The organism is Blautia faecis, from assembly GCF_027662325.1.
In the GTDB taxonomy this organism is placed as follows: domain Bacteria; phylum Bacillota; class Clostridia; order Lachnospirales; family Lachnospiraceae; genus Blautia_A; species Blautia_A faecis.
Genome location: NZ_JAQDKY010000039.1, coordinates 21,901 through 41,546, shown reverse-complemented (window position 1 = coordinate 41,546; position 19,646 = coordinate 21,901). Strand labels below are relative to the sequence as shown.

Below are 19,646 nucleotides of genomic sequence, written 5' to 3'. Positions count from 1 at the left end.
ATTCCAGATTATTAAAGGATATAAGAGCGGCGAAACTACAGTTGGAAAAGAAAAATGAATATTCTTCCATGGAGTAACTTGGGGCTGGGAGCTTCCGATCGAATAAAGTAATCGATTCGACAGCTTCCCAGCGTTTCGGATGCTATTCTAATTCATTTGACACCTTTTCGCTAATAGTATGATAGATTTCCTTTGTCGCTGAATCATTTGCACCATTTACAACCAATATTTTTCCATCTATACTCATGACTACATATGAATGACAGGATGAATGGGTATACCGGATATAATCTCCATAGACATTATTTCTAAAATTTCCCATAGCATATCTAAGATTTCCTAAACCGTTGGTTCTATAATCATTCCAGTTCTGAGATGAATTTTCTTCATATGAGATACTGTAAATCTGCGTATAGGCCACTGTATAATCGCTCCAGCCTTGTAAAGAATATGCAAGGCTTGCCGGTTTTGGTTATAGAATGCTTGCTGAGGCAATCAAAGCAGATTTGCCATATCATATCAGTTGTCCGGCATTACTTATCTGTGGAGAAAAGGATAAAGCGGGCTCAGCAAAAAACTACAATAAAAAATGGCATCAGAGAGAAGGTTTACCCCTTAAGTGGATAAAGAATGCTGGCCATAATTCCAACACTGACCAACCGGATGAAGTAAACAAACTTATAGAAAAATTTATCAGTGAGGTAGATGGGAGAAGAGTGCCTGGATGAAATTAAATATAAAGTGGAAAAAAGTATTATATGGAATTGCATTGATAGTTATTGGTATAGTATTGGCAGCTTTTCATTTTATTGTGGCAGGAAATGTTTTGCATTAAGCTAAATTAAAAGGTTTTCTGTAAAAAAATTCACATCAGAGAACCTTGAACCTTTCAATTATTTGTGTTAAACTGGAAAAAGTTTCGAAAAATACAAATTAACTATTTACTGACCATGCTTTTACTGTGAAAAAAACGTGGTCAATTTAAGATAAAGCGGTTGAAATCCGCATAAAATAAGGAGTTTTATGAGTAGTAAAAACATGTCACCCATATGGGAATGGTGATTTGTTTCGCTATTAAAATGTCCGTTAAATGCGATCTTTTAAGGCTTTTCGAAGGTGCTAGGAGATTTTTATAAGTAGCATTAAATGGCGGTTCATGGCATGGGATTATTGCAAAAACCGTGCAGTAAGCTGTGCAGTAAAACAACCAGAAAAAATTTTTAATAGATCATATCTCAAGTACAATATGCTTTATTATAAAGTAAGACCGAACCAAGTATAATTGATTATGCAGGGTTCGGTCTGTTTCATTTGGGCTGTGATAATACAAGATCACGTATATAAATTAGCAGTTGTTACAAATGCCGAATTAGAGTATAATATAACTATATTCGGAAAAGGATTTTTGAATATACCCGAAAAGGAGTAATGCCAGTGAATACAGAAACGAAGAATGCAATTCTCATAACTGATAAAGATGCACAGTATGATGAGAGAGCGAAAAGACTGCTTGGTCAGAAAAGCATTCTGGCACATATACTGGTAAAAACAGTAGATGAATTCATGGGAATGAATCCAAAAGATGTAATATCTTACATTGAAGGAGAGCCATTTATTAATACTGTTCCGGTTGAACCTGGGCTTACGAATACTGTTGTTGAAAAAGATAGTCAGCGAGTCGTAGGTTTTAATTCTGAAAACCAGGAGATTCATGAAGGAACTATAAGGTTTGATATTATCTTTTATGTACGGATGAGAGATGGATTATCACAGATTATTGTGAACGTGGAAGCACAAAAGGATGAGTCTGAGAAATATGAGATTTTAAACCGAGCTATCTTTTATGTGAGTCGCATGATTTCTTCACAGAAAGAAAAAGATTTTTCAAATTCAAATTATAATGATATCAAACGTGTTTATTCCATCTGGGTGTGTATGAACATGCCGGAAAATAGTTTGGAGCATATTCATCTGGTAAAGGATAGTCTTGTCAATTCGCATGCCTGGAAGGGAAAGTTGGATCTGATTAATATTGTCATGATCGGACTGGCAGAAGAGCTTCCTGAACATGAAGAAAAATACGAGTTACATAGATTACTTGGAGCATTGTTATCCCAGAATCTGTCTGTAAATGAAAAATTGAATATCATCGGAAACGAATATGATATTCCAATGGAAGAAGACTTCAGAGAGGATGTGAGTGTTATGTGTAATTTAAGTCAGAAAATTAAAGAAACTGGAATTGAGATTGGTAAAAAAGAAATGATTGTAAAAATGCACAGCAAGGGTTATACAATCGCTCAGATCGCCGATGTAGCGGGAATGGAAGAGAAACAGATTGAAGAAATTATTAAAAATGAGGAATTGCTACCAGCATAATATTGTGTGAAGGAAAAGTCATTCAAATGGATGTTCATTTGAATGGCTTTTTATCAATTCCCAGATAAAAGGAGAACAGCTTTTCCTTGAACAAAAGGAGATTATAAATGCGTGAATTAGTAGCGACTCTGGCAGGCGTAATTGTTGGCTGGATTTTCAATGAGATTACGATGTTTTTTCGTGAAAGACCAAAGCTTACTTTTAAAATGGTTTCTACACCAGAAACGGAACTGATAGATAAAGAATACCGTACTAAAACAAGTTTATCAGAACATGGAATTGAAATTTATAATACAGGTAAAAATCCATTTATACTAGAGAGCTTTGAATTGTGCTATAAAAACAAATTGCTTGTAGATTGTCACATAGTAGAAAATGCCAAGGTTCTTATGCCCTCTGAAAGTTTCACATATACACTTATGGAACAAGAGGCAGATGCTCTACAACACCATTGCAATCAAGAAAAATTTGAAACTTGTGATGTGACAGCCTATAGTGTGGAAGGTAAGAAAATAAAAACAAAATTATGGGTTCCATTGTTTTATATTAGGGCTGGCAGATAAAATGCAATATCATCGGAAACGAATATGATATTCCAATGGAATAAGACTTTAGAGAGGATGTGAGTGTTATGTGTAATTTAAGTCAGAAAATTAAAGAAACTGGAATTGAGACAGGAATTGAGATTGGTAAAAAAGAAATGATTGTAAAAATGCACAGCAAGGGTTATACAATCGCTCAGATCGCTGATGTAGCGGGAATGGAAGAAAAACAGATTGAAGAAATTATTAAAAATGCGGACTTGCTGCCAGCATAAATGAAGAAGTTGTCGCCATCTGGTTGGATAAATATCTGATCGGATGGCAATTTTATTATAGAAATTCAACTATTTCCCTATATCGATACAGAAATCATTTTATATCATCAAACCCTGCAAATCTAAAGTGGTAATCACATTTCAATTCCATTTCTTTTATAAATCGAGAAAATCTTAAAAAAATCGCAATTTATTTTCAAATTTTTACACTTTTCGTCGAAAATTTTTATTATTTATAAGTAGGAGAGTAAAGAACCACTCCATATTATGAAAACGGAGGGATAAAAGAATGTGGGTATTTTGGCTTGTGTTCTTCGTTCTGATGGCAGTGGTGATTACGCTTATGTATTGCTGCCTTATCAGAGCTAGTGTGGTGGACGACGAAATGGAGAAGGCGTTTCAACAAAAGATGAAATTACGAAAGGATGAGGCAGAAAAATGTCAAGAGGACGAGCAGGAGTAATATCGAAAGAATACAAAGGGGAAGAGAATACAGAATTTCATGACATCATAAAACTTTTTAAGATTTACCGAGTAGTAAACTGGCAAATGCAGATTAAGATCAATCAGGTAAGTGTCATGCTTTCGCTTATGTATCAGGCAAATCATAGGAGTTCGAATTACTGGTTACGAAAAGAAACTAATATTTTTTCTGTTCTTTTTTCCTTGTTTATGATATGTGGAAGATTATTATATGGTGTACACTGGTGTACAGACATCATCGGAGGTGTTCTATTGAGCTTCGGATTGTTTGGAATATATCGGGGAGCCACTTTACTTTGCTGTAGGAATCAGTGACAGATTGGAGAAAAAACGGGTAGAGAAACATATGCAATAGCAGTAGGGGTGCTGTTTCTGATAATAAAAAGAATCATCCTTTGTATCGTGTGAAAAACGAATAAAGTTTTATAAAAAGGGATTGTTCAGAGTGAACATTCCTTTTTCTATTGGAAATTTGCCATAAATTGTCAAATAACAGTTGCTTAAAGGTACCAAATAATATATAATTGACTATAATCAATAGTTAAAATATCATTGTAATTACAAGAAAAGGCAAAAGCATTGCCAAAAGGGAGGAGGAAATGTATGAAGCATTTCAGAAAAACAATTGCACTCTTTCTGGTGGTAGTTATGCTGACAACCACAATGGGAAGTACTGTGCTTGCAGGAACTGAAAATCAGGGATTTTCGGATCAAGCAGAAACGACCGTGGATAGCAGGTTTCTGGATGGAATTGATACAGCTGGTTACGATTATGTGATCACATCCCAGGAACAGGCCGATGAACTAAGGGTGTCGGATGATTCCAAATCCATTTTGGTTGCATGTGGGTCAGTTTATCTTTCCGGCATCACAGCAGGAACCATCACAATCCGCAATACAACAAAGATCCAGCTATCTAATGTTACTGCGAAAGCACTGGACATCAGCCAGGGTACTGCGATCAGCTTCACTGGTGTGAAAGCAGACCAGCTGTTGATAGCCGGGGAAAAGACAGAAGAGTCTTCCCTGCAGATTGATTCTGAAACGAATATTTCCAAACTGGAATTAAACGGCGGCCAGGCAGTAACACTGGAAGGAAGCGGAACCATCGGAGATGTGGAAGTAAAAGAACCGGTAAGTTCCCTGGCGGTTTACGCCACCTGTAAAGTAACAAACCAGTCCGGAAAAGCACTGGAACTGGAAAAACCAGACGGAAGCAGTGAAACCCTTCCAAGTGGTGCAGCAAGCTCTCTGAAACTGGAAACTTACTCCGTTACATTTGTAGCTGATGGCAGTGAAGTGGCTGTCCGTCAGACAGTTCCCGGAACTCCGGTGAATGTTACCGGGATCACGCCAGAAAAAGAAGGATACATATTTACCACCTGGTATCAGGATGCGGCCTGTACAGAAGCGTATTCCCAGTTTGACTGTGTGAACGGACCTCTGACCTTATATGCAGGTTTTACAGATGCTGCTGAAGCTGTGACCGTTACCTTTGAAACATTTGATGGTACACCAGCAGCACCTCTTACCTTTGCAAAAGGGGAAACACTTCTTTCCAAACCAGTATCCAAAATTTCTACAAATAAGGAGGGCTATACCTTCGGCGGATGGTGCCGTGATGAAGCGTGTACCGAATTATTTGCATATACAGAGCCGATTCAGGAAGATATGACTCTGTATGCGCTTTTTACTTCCAATGAAGCCATAAGCCAGGAAAAGGATGGAAGCTGTGCGGAGTTAAATGATTTCGACTGGCAGGGAGAGATCCCGCTGATTACAGATACCAAAATGACAGAAGACGAGGTTCTGTCCGCTGTCTCCTTAGAGCCGGGAGCCGGTGATCTGGATCCGATCCTGTCTGTAAAAAAGACACCGAACGGTTTCTCCATTTTCGGTGAATATTACGAAAAAGATGAAAAAAAAGGATTTGAGCCGGGAGCCACATTTACAGTAAGGCTTCCTGAAGAAATTAATTTTGCAGATTATTCCAAAGATGTTCGCTCAGTTACAGTTTCTGTTTATAAAGAGAAGGTGGAGATTGTTGGTTTTTCAGAAGATATCGATTATATTCTCTGGGACCAGGTAATATCCTACACCCCTGCTGTTGAGAAAGAAAATTCAGAAGAAACAGCAGGACAAACAGAAAAAGAAACAGCTGAACTCCTTCAGGAGGAAGAAAAGGAAATTCTTTCCCGGCAGGAAGCGGATGAGCCTTCCACAACAACAGAAGAAAATGAAGAACTTCCTTCCGAAGAAAAACCGGAAATTGAAACAGAAGAGGATGTACCGGAAACCGAAACTCCGGCATATGAGCCTGGGGAACTTCTTGTAAATGGGACGCTTAACTATGAGCCCGGGGAAATCGTAGCCTTTTATGACGGCGAAATCGGCCGGGATGAAAAGAGCATGGATTCCTATACCGAAGGCTCTTTTGACGGATATGTGCTTTTTGCTCAGGTTGTGGATGTCCAGAGCGAAGGGGATCAGACAAGGATCTGGTTCGGATATGCCAATCCACAGGATTACCTGGCAGATTTTGATGTAAACACTACAGATGATGTAGATCTGGAGAGCCAGCTGTCCGAAGAAGAACTCCAGGTAGTGGAATCCAAAATCGTCAGCCAGGTAGAGGAAAACGAGGAATTAAAAGCCCAGATGCTGATGGCGGTTATGACTTCTGAGGAAACCCAGAAGATGATCAATGAAAAATACGGGGAAGGAGTTTATTCCCTGGCAGGAATGAATGCCACCCTGAAGCCGGGCAAACCATCCGTAAAGATCTCTGCATCCGGCAGCAATGTAACTGCGACGATCAGCATCTCGGCAAGTGCAGCCATTAAGAACGGTTCGAAGACGATTCTTACCATTTCACCTAAGTTGTCCTTTACCCAGAGCCTGTCCGTACAGACTAATGTAAAAGGTGGAAAATTCTGGATCGATATGTCCGTAACTTTGCGTTCCACATCCAAGATTTCCCTTACGGTTACCGCATCCTCCGGCGGCTCTGTAAAGCTGTTCAATGATGCGAAGAAAACACTTTCCGAGATCGTAAAACCAGAAGGGTTAAAGGATTCCAACGACTACAGCCAGTATGACAAAAATGTTTCCGAACTAATGAAGACAGTTGGTTCCATTGTAAATTCCTCCCTGGTCTACAATGATATTTTCAACGTCGTTCTTTTGAAGCTGCGGTTCTCTTTCTACGGAATCATTACCTTGGGTGTGGATATTGACCTTGTGGGCCAGGTCGGTGTGCTGGCAACCTTTGGCGTGGAAATTGAGGTAAAAAGCGGAGAACGCATTGGATTTGAGTATAAGTTCCTGAAGTTTGAAGGAAGCTCCTATACACAGAAGCTGGAAAGCAGCGTGACCAGCAGTGTTTACCTGATTGGTAAAGTAGGGGCAAGGGTGGGAATCCGTGTTACGATTTCCATTACCTTCTGCGGCTTCATCTCCACCAGCATAGAAGGCAGCGTCTACGCTTACGCAGAATTGTCTGGCTTCTATTATAACACCGCGAATCTGGTAAGCGGTGCAAGCACAGAGCTGGGCGCATTGAAATTTGAGGTCGGTATTGATGTGGTTGTCAAGCTTCAGCTGAAAGTCAAGCTTATCTTTAAGACCAAGAAAAAGAGCTGGACCGTATACAGCGGCAGATGGCCGTTGTGGTCGAAAAGCTATTCCAGCGGTTTTTCCTATATGAACCAGACCACGTTGGCTGACATGTGGAAGGTTGTGTCCAAAAATGCAGACCAAAAAGATTCCTTCGGTTTTTCTTCCATTCCGATGAAAAACTGGGATATGGCGAAAGGCACATGCAAAGAAAGCTTCGTTCTGGCGACCCAGAAGGATGCAGGTATTTCCCTTCAGATCCAGAATCTGAAAGTTGATGGGAAAGCAGTATCGGACAAAGATCCCCTGGCAAAACTCTTTTATGTAGGAAACGGAAAGAACAACACCAGCCCCGGATTTATTTATCTGGATCAGGGCCTAGCGGCAAAATATAACTGTAAAAAGGCAGAACTGGACCTTGTTGTAACTTATACCAACAACAGCAAATCTGCTATCGTGAAAAAGCAGGTCAGCAGGTTCCATCTTAGTAAAAAAATTTATGTTGCAACCACAAACCACACGATAAAAGTCGTGCTCAGGGACTGGTGCGCAGACGAATGGGGACTGGATCCTGCCGGCTGGGACAATGCCCTGGTTTATCAGAACACTTTTACCAGTTATCTAAGTACAGGCCAGAAAACAGCAGAGTGGAAAACCGTCAGCCTGAATTTAAACCAGATCATCCAGAAAGCAAAAGATGCTTATCCGGAACTGGCAGGTATGGAATGTAAGTGGATAAATGGAAGCGGTTCCCTACAATCCGGAATTGGTTCCGTGAAGGACTGTTCACTGGATGCGCAAAATGGAACCTTAAGATATAAAGTTTTTGCGGATGACCAAAATTATGAAACAACTTATTATCTTTATGTGCACAGATTCCCGGGTGAAAGCAGCCAGGTAAATTATCACATAAGCCTGAACGGGAAAGAAGCAGATACCACTTATAAGCTGTGGGTAACTGCTGCGGACGGTACCGTGAAGGAATTTAAGAAGCAGAAGAACGGCAGCTATGACCTCACCATAAACAAACGGGATTTTAACGGGGAACAGCAGGCGGTGATGATGTCCGTAAATAACGAACCGGATCAGAAGACCAGCCTGTCCATAACCGGCAGGGAGAGCCAGAAAGACGTCTACCTGAAACTTGATCTCCGTCAGGTACAGCTTGTCATACAGGCTGGAGACGGAATCAGGACTTTTAAGGCATATCGGAAATCATTTTTTAGAAATGTGCTGATCCGTTCTGAGGAGATCCGTTCCGGAACGAAAGTGGAAATAAGGACTGTGCTGGACCCGGATTACAGTGACCTGGAAGTCGTCAGTACATATGATAACTTTAAATACAGCGTTACTGGTGAGAATAAAATCACCTTTACCATGCCACAGAGAAATATCACGCTGGTTCTTCGGGCCTATAAACGCCATAAGATCACATTTGATTATAATTTAGACGATTACGGGGTTTATAAGACCATTTACTCCACAGAAAAGCAGGATGTAACAGCACCAGAGGATCCGTCTGTGCCTGGTTACGTATTTAAAGGCTGGTATCTGACAGCAGATGGAAGCGGGGAACCGTATGAATTTGACCGTAAGTTAAAAGAAGACAGTACACTTTATGCACAGTGGGAACCATTAGTTTCACCGGAGCAGATACTGGAATCCATAACAGGAGTTTTATCCAATCATTATACGGACTCCCTGGAAAAGTATCTTCCACTGGAAAATACCCCCAAAAAGCTTCAGGCAGAAATCACTGGAAGACTGACAGAAATCCTGGAAAAGGAAAATGTGTATCAGCTGTATGGGAACCGGATTTCTTTCCATGTGGTGCTCTCTGACAAAGTAGAAGAGACAGAAAACCAGTATATCTATACTTACCAGGCAGATATCCTTTATAAAGATCTGGCTGGAAAAGAATGGGAAGGTACTGCCAAGGGCAGTTTCGTACTGGGAAAAATGAAACCTGAGGTTTCGGTACTGCCACTGGCTGGAAACCTGAAATATCAGGAAAAACTGGCGCTCAGTCCGTTTACGGGAGGCGAAGTGACCTACAAAGAAAACAAGGTGACCGGAAGCTTCCGCTGGAATGAACCGGAGCTTGTGCCTGCAGGAGAAGATAACGGAACCGCAAAATACAAAGCGACATTTATACCGGATGGTGACAGCGCAAAGCTTTATACCCCTGTAGAATTTGAATTACCAGTGAAAACACAGATCGGTGTCCGCGTAAGCTGTAAAGCTGACAGCCGAGATTATGAAAAAGGTAATGTTACCACCACCGGAACCTATGAACTGACACGTGCCGGTGACGGTATGAAACTAACGGATCTGGAACTGACAGACGGTATCTTTAAGTTTGAACAGGAAACACCTGGTGAAAACCTAAAAGTTACCTTCAGCGGTTATAAAATCCGGGACGACCAGAACACGGATAACCTGTATGTGCTTCTGGATGAAACAGCTGAGACAACAGCCTCTATTGGAATGGTCACTCCAAAAATCGAGGAAGTTCCGACGACAGCACTGCTGGGTTATGGCAAGACTTTAAGTGACTGTACAATTACAGGCGGAAAGGCAATCTGGAAGGGAGAAATAATAGAAGGTACGTTCAGCTGGAAAACTCCAGAAGCAAAACCAGCCGGAGAAGATAACGGAACTGAGAAGGCAAACTATACAGTTGTATTTACACCTTCTGAAACCAACATTTATCTTCCTGTAGAATTTGACCTTCCAGTAAGAACACAGATTGGTGTCCACGTAAGCTGTAAAGCTGACAGCCGTGATTATGAAAAAGGTAATGTTACCACCACCGGAACCTATGAACTGACACGTGCCGGTGACGGTATGAAACTAACGGATCTGGAACTGACAGACGGTATCTTTAAGTTTGAACAGGAAACACCTGGTGAAAACCTTAAAGTTACCTTCAGCGGTTATAAAATCCGGGAAGACCAAAATGCAGATAACCTGTATGTGCTTCTGGATACTACAGCTGAAACAACAGCAAGTATCCGTGAGCCAGTTCCGACGGATCAGATTTTGTCCCAGCTGATAGAAATAATTAACGGAGATTATGAGGATTCCATTGAAAATTATCTGCCAATAGAAAAAATGGAAGAAAAGGTAGAAAACTCCACGGTTTCTGTTATTAACGAAGCATTGGGACAAAATGAATTCCTGAAAGAATACCAGAATCTGATCTCCATTACGGCAAAGATTCAGGACAAAGGAGAACCTCTGGCGGATGCTTACACATATATCCTGGCCATTGAAGCAGTAGTTACAACCTCGACTGGGAATACCTATACAGAAACCGGAACCTATCAGGCTGTAATAAGAAAGCTTACACCGGAGCTAGGAACGAAACCTGAAACGAACATTCTGGAATATCAGAAACCGTTATCTGACTGCGTCCTGAAAGGCGGAAAAGTAACATGGAATGGGCTGGAAGTAACAGGGGAATTCAGCTGGAAGACTCCGGAAGTAAAACCATCTGGAGAAAATAACGGAACCGATAATGCAAATTATACGGTTGTATTTACGCCTTCTGAAACCAACATTTATCTTCCTGTAGAATTTGACCTTCCAGTAAGAACGCAGATTGGTGTCCGCGTAAGCTGTAAAGCTGACCGCCGTGATTACGAAAAAGGCAATGTTACCACCACCGGAACCTATGAACTGACACGTGCTGGCGACGGTATGAAACTGGAAAATCTGGAACTGACAGACGGTATATTTAAGTTTGAACAGGAAACACCTGGTGAAAACCTTAAAGTTACCTTCAGCGGTTATAAAATTCGGGAAGACCAAAATGCAGATAACCTGTATGTGCTTCTGGATACTACAGCTGAAACAACAGCCTCTATCTACTGGATCACGCCAGTGATCGAAACTGTGCCAACCGTAGCACAGGAATTTGAAATCGGTACCAGATTAAAGGATATCCAAAATTCACCAGAAAAGGATCCGGTCTTAACCGATGGAAAAGCTACATACAATCAGAAAGAAATTCCAGGAACCTGGCAATGGCAAAATCCTGAGACAGTACTTGACCAGGTGGGTGAAATCCGATACACAATGCTGTTTATTCCAGAAAATACAGCTGGATTTAAAACAATCCAGGCAGAAGTAACCGTATCCACAATAAAAGCAGTGGTGACGCCTCCTGAGATCCCGGAAATGGTCTATAATGGGCAGGAACAGGCTCCGGTTATTCCAGAAACGGAATTCTATAAAACAGTTCAAAATGAAAAGCATTTAGATGCTGGAGAGTACAATGTAACGATGGAACTTAAGAATCCTGCACTGTACAGATGGCCGGAAAGTGAAGAAAAAATTACGATCCTGCCCTATAAGATTCAAAAAGCCAAAGCAGACATTACAGGAACTCCGGACCCGGAAAAACTGACCCTAATTTATGGGCAGATGCTTTCAGATGGATTGACGTCAGAAACAGAACCGGACAGAGCGAAAAAGAAAACTCTGATTGCAAAAGATATGATATCCGGAATCAAGGTGAAGGTCGCAGAGATGGAAACAGCCGGAGAATGGCAGTGGAAGCTTGAAGAATCCGAGAAAAAGCAGCTGGCAGTTACTGAAAACGCTTATAAGCTTCAAGCAGTTTTTCAACCTGCTGATGAAAGCGTGGCAAAAAATGTAGAACCGATTGAAGAGATATTTACCGTAAAAGTAAAGAAGGCGGTACCTGCATTGACGTGTAAAGATTTCAGCGGAAAACTATTTAATTCAATAGATAATGAAGGAAATGTGGTTGGAAGTTATCTTTCAAATGCAGAGATTAATGGCTGGGTTGAAGCGAAAAATCCAATTACTGGCGAAACTATTGTGGGAACCTGGAAGGCAACACCTGTTGAGGACAAAGTCATCACTAAAGAGGGTGGAGGATTTGCATATAAGCTTACCTTTACTCCGGAAGATACAGTAAACTATTCAGAAGCTGTTGTTGAAAACTTGATGATTTATATTCATGTCGACTATAAGCCTGTAGTTCCAACGGACGCCCCTGCTCCAACAGAAACTCCAGCTCCGACAGAAGCTCCGGCTCCAACAGAAACTCCAGCTCCAACAGAAGCTCCAGCTCCAACAGAAGCCCCTGCTCCGACAGAAGCACCAGCTCCGACAGAAGCATCAGCTCCAACGGAATCCCTAGCTCCAACGGACGCACCAGCTCCGACAGAAGCACCAGCTCCGACAGACGCACCAGCTCCGACAGAAGCCCCTGCTCCGACGGAAGCTCTGGCTCCAACGGACGCCCCGGCGCCAACAGAACCTCTGGCTCCGACAGAATAAATTAGCTACAAAAAACTGACTGATCAATTGAATTTGACAAAAAAAGATGCTATGAAACACAAACTAAAAATTTTTTCAAAACTTCCATTAATTGCTTTGTACCTTATGTCTGCAATCGGAGCATATACTCCGGTTCTTGCAGACAGTGAATCCCAGGTAACTGTGTGTATTCTGGATTCAGGCTGCAACATGGAAGACATTACAGGGTGGAATTATCTGGAAGGCAGCGATAACCTTTCTGACAACAGCGGACATGGAACAGGCGTCTGTGAAATCCTGCTGGAAAAGGCACTGGATGCAAATCTGGTCATGCTAAAGTGTTTTGATGGGGAATCTGAAAATCAGACAGACGATAATACCATCATCCAGGCCATCTATGACAGCGTAGATAAATACCATGCAGATATCCTTAATATGAGTTGGACACTGAATAGAGATTCGAACCTCCTCCATGAAGCAATTCAGTATGCCAGCGAAAACGGAGTCCTGATACTGGCTGCAGCCGGAAACCTGAGCTTCCAGACACCTTCTGGAAGCCAGGTATATCCGGCTGCCTGGGAAGAAGTAATCGGCGTGGCAGGAGCTGATCTTGATGAAAACGGGAATCCCATAAGTTCGCTGTGGTATCTTGGCGGTGAAGCAGTATATGTAAGCGCAAACGGAAGTTATGAAGATCAGAAAGGATCCTCCTATGCGGTCCCCAGAGTAAGTGCAGCTGTAGCAGGGTACCTGCTGGAGAATCCAGGTGTAACGCAGGAAAAAGTACTGGACTATCTGAAAAATAAAGCTGTTGATGCCGGAGACAAGGGATATGACCTTCAGTTTGGGTGGGGGTATATCGAATGAAAATTGATAAGTAGTTAGAATAATGCGGAATGTAGATACAAAACAAAAGAATGCAGCTCATGTGTTGCATTCTTTTTGTTTTATAAAGCCTGCAAAAAAGAGCGATCATTTTTCATAGGTCTTTTTTCATAAATATAATGTGGGAATTTTGTACAAATTATCCAAATAATAGTTGCGAAAAACTTTAAAGCAATATATAATTGATTATAATCAAAAGTATATGCAAAATTATAATTACAAGGATGGATTGATGTAAAAATGCCAAAAGGATTACAACATAAAGGAATCGTCAGAAGAAACAAAATGATCTATGCAGCAGTAAAATTATTTCTGGAAAATGGATACGAGAAGACCACAACAGCCTCTATTGCAAAGGCTGCCGGGATGTCCCCCTCTTCCTTTTTTGCAGCATTTGATAATAAAGAAGCCTTGCTGCTTACCCTGGTCAAAACAATGTTTGGAAGCCAGTTTGATAAGGCGGAGAAATTATTAGGGGAAACCCCGGATCCGTTGCTTGTCTATGGAGTAGAAGTTTCGATACAGATGTACATAGCCGAATTGTCAGAACCGTTGAGGGAATTATATGTGGTAGGATATTCTCTTCCTACTACCTCAGAATATATTTATATGAGCACGGCGCAGAAGATTCAGCATATTTTTTCACAATATATAAAAGAAGCAGAATTGAAAGATTTTTATGAAATGGACATTGCCTCTGCCGGAATCACCAGAGGATTTATGGCAAAAAAATGCGACCTCTATTTTACCATGGAAAACAAATTAAGAAGATTACTGAAATGCTGCTTTACCTTATATAAAGTACCGGAAGCCAAACAAGAGGAAGTAATAGGTCAGATCTTAAAAATGGATCTGAAACCAATTGCAGAGAAAATCATAGAAGACACAGTAAGAAAAGCAGAAGAAGGATTTGAAGCAGTTTTGGCAGAAAAGTAAATATTTTGAAAATCATATAAGTATAAAAGGACTGACAAAAACCTGTCAGAAGTAGCAGCGACCTGCACAGAAGATGGATTAACGGAAGTAAGATACTGTGAAATCTGCGGTGCAGTATTTGCAGCACAGAAAGCAGTGAAGGCAACAGGCCATAAAGGAGTAATAGATAAAGAAATAAATGCCACGTATTTTACTCTTTAAGGATCCTGAACCTGAGGAAATTAATGGATTTAAAGACATTACAGAAGCTGTAAACTTTTTAGATACAATTATCCAATGTGACGGACAATCAATAAATAATAAAGAGCACTTCTGCTTCACGCATAGAACAATTGAACCACATGAGGACCGAAGTATTGAATTTAGCGATGGAAAAACTGTAATGGGATGCTTTAAGTGCGAGGCTCGCTCCTGGAGAAGAACTATTCGGTATATAAATGAACCATCGTGGTATGCAGATTAAAGATATCCGGGGCACAAATTGTCATGTTGTTCATATCTGTAAGGAAATTTATAAGAATCAAGGGGCTGGAAACAGTCCCTTTTCAAATACTTTTGGAAAGTTACAGGGAAAACATATGGATAAAGTTTTGAAAAACTGTGCGTCGCATTCTCGTTACTTCAGTGATGAGCTAGGCGCACTATTTTTTGAAAATAAGTAGAACAAATGTTTGTAAATTCTATTTGCATATGGTACAATTCATTAGGAAAGTATCAGATTCAGAGCAAACAAAAAGAGCAATTCTGAGAAAAACTGGAACTGCTCTGAATGTGATTCTTTCCAATTGAATTGTCTGGTAATCTATATAGATGAAAAATGGAGTTTGCCTTAATCAAAATGTAATCTTAAAAATGAGATTCCATTGAAAAGGAAAATAATTGGCAGGAGGATATCTTATGTTTCGCGAGATGAGAAGATTTAAGCAACAGGTTTCACAAGATGAATGTAAAAAAATATTAAAAGATGAAAAAAGAGCTGCTTTTTCTGTAATTGGTGATGAAGGGTATCCCTATACCATTCCAATTAATTTTTACTATGAAGAGGCTGATCATACGATTTATTTTCATGGAGCCAGAGAAGGACACAAGATGGATGCAATCCAGAAATGTAATAAAGTGTGTCTGACAACCTGGAACCAGGGTTTCAAAAAAGAAGGGCACTGGGAGTGGAATGCCACAAGTGTTGTTGTGTTTGGAAAAGCAGAACTTGTCACAGATACCAAGATTATAGAAGACCGTCTTCAAAAACTGGCAGAAAAATATTACCCTACAGTAGAAGAAGTAGAAAAAGAAATGAATGGTTCTGCAAGAAGTCGTGTCCAGCTATTTGCAATCAGAATTGAGCATATGACAGGGAAGCTTGTAAATGAGAAATAATATGTAAGAGAGTTTGCTGACATAAAAAAGAAGGGAACACATTTATGATTATTCAGACCGGTATGCGGACGGATATCCCGGCGTTTTATTCGGAATGGCTGTGTAACCGGATAAAAGAGGGCTACGTGATGGTTCGGAATCCATATCAGCCGCAGCAGGTAACAAGATATACCTTTTCGCCTTCTGTGGTAGATCTGATTGCGTTCTGCTCGAAAAATCCGGCGCCTATGCTTTCACACATGGATTTACTGAAAACATATGGAATGTACTGGTTCGTTACCATTACCCCTTATGGAAAAGAAATAGAGCCTCTGGTTCCAGATGTAGAAGCGGTAATAGATACATTTCGGCAACTGGCTGAGATTACAGGACCGGATTCCATGGGATGGCGTTATGACCCTATATTCCTGAATGAGACTTATACGCCAGAGGTCCATATCCAAAAGTTTACACAGATCGCACAGGCCCTTGAGGGCTATACCCATACCTGCGTGATCAGTTTCATCGACCTGTACCAGAAAGTGAGAAGAAATTTTCCGGAAGCCCAAGCTGTACCAAAAGAAAAACGTCTGTCACTTGGGAAAACCATGATACAGATAGCCGCGGCACATGGAATGAAAGTATATCCCTGTGGAGAAGGAACAGAATTAGCCTGTTATGGGGCAGATTGCAATGGCTGTATGACACAGGAAACATACGAAAAAGCCCTCCATACCACGCTGGATATACCGAAAAAGCAGCCACTACGGAAAGAATGTGCCTGTTTTATGGGAAATGATATTGGAGCATATAATACCTGTCTTCATGGATGTAAATATTGTTATGCTAATTACGATACCAAAACGGTTCGTCAGAATTATGCTTTGCATGATCCGAAATCCCCGTTTTTGATTGGAAATTTAAAAGCGGATGATAAAATACATCAGGCGGATCAGAAAAGCTGGATCGACGGACAACTGGTTCTGAAATTTGATTGATAGAAGGAAAAGCTATATGGAAAAGCTTTTGAAAGAACACTGAGCATAAGGAGAGTCTGAAAATGGCAAAATTATATTTCCGCTACGGAGCAATGGGAAGCTCGAAATCAGCAAACATACTAATGGTCCGTTATAACTACGAAGAGCGCGGTCAGTATGCCGTTTTGTTAAAACCAAGAACAGACAGCCGGGATGGAGAACGCAAGATCCAGTCTCGTATGGGATTATCTGCTTCAGCAGAATACGTGGATGAATTTTTAAAAGAGATTTCCCAAACCTGGAAAGAAGGAAATAAAGAATACAGTTATCAGGGAAAGAAAGTGGATGCAGTTCTGGTAGATGAAGCACAGTTCCTTTCGGAAGCGGAAATAGACACTTTGTCCGACCTTGTGGATTTTTATAATATTCCAGTGATCTGCTATGGACTGCGCACCGATTTCCGCAACCGCTTATTTCCTGGCTCCAGACGTCTGATGGAGATTGCAGATGTCATAGAAGAGGTGCCGACTGTCTGCTGGTGTGGAAAGCGTGCACAGTGTAATACCCGGTATGCAAATGGAAAAATTGTACGGGAGGGTGCGCAGATCATGCTTGGCTCCAATGAAAGCTATGTGGCGCTTTGCCGGAAGCACTACAAAGAAGGAAAATTATGGAAAGAAGCTGGAGCAGAAAATGAAACGAGTACCAGGAGAAACTGTAAAATTATGGAAAAGGAGTAAGATATAAGAGGAAGGGGACTATTCTATGAGTAAGAAAAAGGTAGCTTTTATCTGTGTCCATAATTCATGCCGCAGCCAGATAGCAGAAGCATTCGGAAAGCATTTGGCATCAGATGTATTTGAAAGCTATTCGGCTGGTACAGAGACAAAACCGCAGATCAATCAGGATGCGGTCCGGATTATGAAAGAATCATATGGAATAGATATGGAAGCAGATGGTCAGTACAGCAAACTGATTTGCGATATCCCCACGCCTGATATTGTGATTTCCATGGGATGCAATGTCGGATGCCCGTTTATTGGCAGATCTTTTGACGATAACTGGGGACTGGAAGATCCAACGGGAAAAAGCGATGAGGCGTTTAAATTAGTTATGGAAGAAATCAGGAAGAAAATCCTTGAATTAAAGAAGAATGCTTTTGATATGCTAAAGCCAGAATTACAGGTAAGCAAAGAAGCGGCAGCAAAGTTCAACCTTCATTTTGAATATGCGCTGAAACATTACTTTGCAGAAAATTAAAATAGATTTTGATAGTTCAAATGAAAATTGTACGTTAGGATTGGAGAAAAGTAAAGAAATGAAGCAATATATCGTGGATGCTTTTACAAATGAACCGTTTTCCGGAAACCCGGCAGCGGTTTGTGTGATGGATCATTGGCCGCCTGAGAAATCTATGATGAAGCTTGCCATGGAAAACAATCTTTCCGAAACAGCATTTATTGTAAAAGAAGAAAAAGGCTACCATTTAAGATGGTTCACACCGGGAACGGAAGTGGAATTATGCGGGCATGCAACACTGGCTTCTGCTTTTGTAATCCTGAATTATTATGAACCCCAAAGCGATGCTGTTACATTCCATACCCTTAGTGGAAAGCTGACGGTCAGGAAAGACGAAAATCTATATGAAATGGATTTTCCAACCTATGAACTTCGTGAGATACCAGTTACGGATGCAATGGAAAGGGCATTCGGGGTACGGCCACAAAAAGCAGTTCTGGGGCTTGATCTGATCTGTGTCTTTGAAAAGGAAGAACAGGTACGGAAGATGCAGCCTGACCAGACACTTTTAAAGGAAATCGAGGGCAGGATCCAGAACGCTACAGCTGCAGGAATAAATGTGGACTGTGTTTCGAGAAGCTTCTGTCCGAAACTATCCATTGCAGAAGATCCTGTATGTGGGTCTGCGCATTGCCAGATCGCTGCGTACTGGTCCAGAGTTTTGAACAAGCCTGCGATTAAAGCGTATCAGGCATCCAGACGTGGGGGATATCTTTACCTTGAACTTCTGGATAAAGGAAGGATAAAGATCAGCGGGGAAGCCGTATTGGTTGCGGTTGCTGATATTAAGGCAAAACTCTAAATGGGAGCTATCGAAGATTCCTTTTAATAAAAGAAATACTAAGAGAAGTAAAGAAACTTTATAGTATGGATGAAAGAGGGATAGAACATGTGCGGAAGATATTACATCTCAGAAGAAACCTATCAGGATCTACAACGGATTGTCTCCCTGGTTGAGCAGAACGTAAAGAAAAAAATCCAGACCGGGGACATTCATCCTACGGAAACGGCTCCCGTTCTTGTATGGAAAGAGCCGGGAAGGCTTTGCCTGACCGAAAAAACCTGGGGGTATCCAGGCTGGCAGAAAAAAGGCATCATTTTTAATGCCAGGGCAGAGTCTGTAAAAGAGAAGCGGATCTTTCAGAATGGGATTTCCTATCACCGGGCAGTGATTCCAGTAAGCGGTTTCTATGAATGGAACCATCAGAAGGAAAAGAATACTTTTTACCGGAAAGATGGGAATACCATGTATCTGGCAGGATTTTATGACCGGTTTGGTATGGAAGACCGTTTTATCATTCTTACGACACAGGCCAATGATTCCATGAAACTGGTACATGACCGAATGCCGCTGGTTCTGGAAAGCAGCCAGGTTGTTCCCTGGCTTAGTGAAAAGGAAAGTGCAGGAAAACTCTTGCAGCAGGAGCCGGTTTCATTAGAACGCTATACGCCCTATGAGCAGCAGTCTTTGTTTTGAAAATAGAATCCCGAAAAAAGCTGGTATGTGAATTATTCACAGAACCAGCCTTTTTATTTTCGCACAAAATGGAAAATAGGATCGGTATTAAAACCAAGGGTTTATTCCGATAAATTGGACACAACGAATA

13 protein-coding genes and 1 pseudogene are annotated in these 19,646 nt (G+C 41.1%); all 14 read left to right on the top strand.

The features are described from left to right. The first annotated feature begins 1,434 nt into the window (after positions 1-1,434). Positions 1,435-2,379 (top strand): PD-(D/E)XK nuclease family transposase, encoded by a 945-nt coding sequence (locus PGQ38_RS15680; protein WP_270432567.1) that lies wholly within the window; start codon positions 1,435-1,437, stop codon positions 2,377-2,379. A 107-nt stretch (positions 2,380-2,486) separates the two neighbouring features. Then, positions 2,487-2,942: a hypothetical protein gene (locus PGQ38_RS15675; RefSeq protein ID WP_118584190.1), complete on the top strand. Its 456-nt coding sequence runs from the start codon at positions 2,487-2,489 to the stop codon at positions 2,940-2,942. A 68-nt stretch (positions 2,943-3,010) separates the two neighbouring features. Next, positions 3,011-3,196: a hypothetical protein gene (locus PGQ38_RS15670; RefSeq protein ID WP_173717810.1), complete on the top strand. Its 186-nt coding sequence runs from the start codon at positions 3,011-3,013 to the stop codon at positions 3,194-3,196. Between the two features lie 289 nt (positions 3,197-3,485). Continuing rightward, entirely contained in the window at positions 3,486-3,659 is a 174-nt protein-coding gene (locus PGQ38_RS15665) for a hypothetical protein (protein WP_173717811.1), read from the top strand. After that, positions 3,635-3,994: a phosphatase PAP2 family protein gene (locus tag PGQ38_RS20855; RefSeq protein WP_173717812.1), complete on the top strand. Its 360-nt coding sequence runs from the start codon at positions 3,635-3,637 to the stop codon at positions 3,992-3,994. The genes PGQ38_RS15665 and PGQ38_RS20855 overlap by 25 nt, the downstream gene beginning before the upstream one ends. Before the next feature lie 288 nt (positions 3,995-4,282). Further along, positions 4,283-12,607, top strand: a complete 8,325-nt coding sequence (locus PGQ38_RS15655) for an InlB B-repeat-containing protein (RefSeq protein WP_270432564.1) — start codon at positions 4,283-4,285, stop codon at positions 12,605-12,607. A 51-nt stretch (positions 12,608-12,658) separates the two neighbouring features. Then, positions 12,659-13,453, top strand: a complete 795-nt coding sequence (locus PGQ38_RS15650; protein WP_270432562.1) for a S8 family peptidase — start codon at positions 12,659-12,661, stop codon at positions 13,451-13,453. A gap of 303 nt (positions 13,454-13,756) precedes the next feature. After that, positions 13,757-14,407, top strand: coding sequence for a TetR/AcrR family transcriptional regulator (locus tag PGQ38_RS15645; protein WP_118583846.1), 651 nt, complete (start codon positions 13,757-13,759; stop codon positions 14,405-14,407). Positions 14,408-15,304: 897 nt separating this feature from the next. Then, entirely contained in the window at positions 15,305-15,784 is a 480-nt protein-coding gene (locus tag PGQ38_RS15640) for a pyridoxamine 5'-phosphate oxidase family protein (protein ID WP_270432560.1), read from the top strand. Between the two features lie 44 nt (positions 15,785-15,828). Further along, entirely contained in the window at positions 15,829-16,761 is a 933-nt protein-coding gene (locus PGQ38_RS15635; protein ID WP_173717344.1) for a DUF1848 domain-containing protein, read from the top strand. 62 nt (positions 16,762-16,823) lie between these two features. After that, positions 16,824-17,480, top strand: coding sequence for a thymidine kinase (locus PGQ38_RS15630; protein ID WP_270432558.1), 657 nt, complete (start codon positions 16,824-16,826; stop codon positions 17,478-17,480). 25 nt (positions 17,481-17,505) lie between these two features. Further along, a pseudogene (locus PGQ38_RS15625) lies at positions 17,506-17,892 on the top strand (arsenate reductase ArsC); the annotation flags it as partial. A gap of 166 nt (positions 17,893-18,058) precedes the next feature. After that, on the top strand, positions 18,059-18,841 hold the full coding sequence (locus PGQ38_RS15620) for a PhzF family phenazine biosynthesis protein (RefSeq protein WP_204453081.1): 783 nt from the start codon (positions 18,059-18,061) through the stop codon (positions 18,839-18,841). Positions 18,842-18,928: 87 nt separating this feature from the next. Further along, complete coding sequence (locus PGQ38_RS15615) at positions 18,929-19,516, top strand: SOS response-associated peptidase (RefSeq protein WP_118584255.1); 588 nt, start codon at positions 18,929-18,931, stop codon at positions 19,514-19,516. Positions 19,517-19,646: the final 130 nt, after the last annotated feature.

Excerpts from the sequence above, each read along its gene's own strand:
- PGQ38_RS15675 (WP_118584190.1), top strand. The coding sequence starts at position 2,487 with ATGCGTGAATTAGTAGCGACTCTGGCAGGCGTAATTGTTGGCTGGATT.
- PGQ38_RS15670 (WP_173717810.1), top strand. The coding sequence starts at position 3,011 with ATGTGTAATTTAAGTCAGAAAATTAAAGAAACTGGAATTGAGACAGGA.
- PGQ38_RS15665 (WP_173717811.1), top strand. The coding sequence starts at position 3,486 with ATGTGGGTATTTTGGCTTGTGTTCTTCGTTCTGATGGCAGTGGTGATT.
- PGQ38_RS20855 (WP_173717812.1), top strand. The coding sequence starts at position 3,635 with ATGTCAAGAGGACGAGCAGGAGTAATATCGAAAGAATACAAAGGGGAA.
- PGQ38_RS15655 (WP_270432564.1), top strand. The coding sequence starts at position 4,283 with ATGAAGCATTTCAGAAAAACAATTGCACTCTTTCTGGTGGTAGTTATG.
- PGQ38_RS15650 (WP_270432562.1), top strand. The coding sequence starts at position 12,659 with ATGAAACACAAACTAAAAATTTTTTCAAAACTTCCATTAATTGCTTTG.
- PGQ38_RS15645 (WP_118583846.1), top strand. The coding sequence starts at position 13,757 with ATGATCTATGCAGCAGTAAAATTATTTCTGGAAAATGGATACGAGAAG.
- PGQ38_RS15640 (WP_270432560.1), top strand. The coding sequence starts at position 15,305 with ATGTTTCGCGAGATGAGAAGATTTAAGCAACAGGTTTCACAAGATGAA.
- PGQ38_RS15635 (WP_173717344.1), top strand. The coding sequence starts at position 15,829 with ATGATTATTCAGACCGGTATGCGGACGGATATCCCGGCGTTTTATTCG.
- PGQ38_RS15630 (WP_270432558.1), top strand. The coding sequence starts at position 16,824 with ATGGCAAAATTATATTTCCGCTACGGAGCAATGGGAAGCTCGAAATCA.
- PGQ38_RS15620 (WP_204453081.1), top strand. The coding sequence starts at position 18,059 with ATGAAGCAATATATCGTGGATGCTTTTACAAATGAACCGTTTTCCGGA.
- PGQ38_RS15615 (WP_118584255.1), top strand. The coding sequence starts at position 18,929 with ATGTGCGGAAGATATTACATCTCAGAAGAAACCTATCAGGATCTACAA.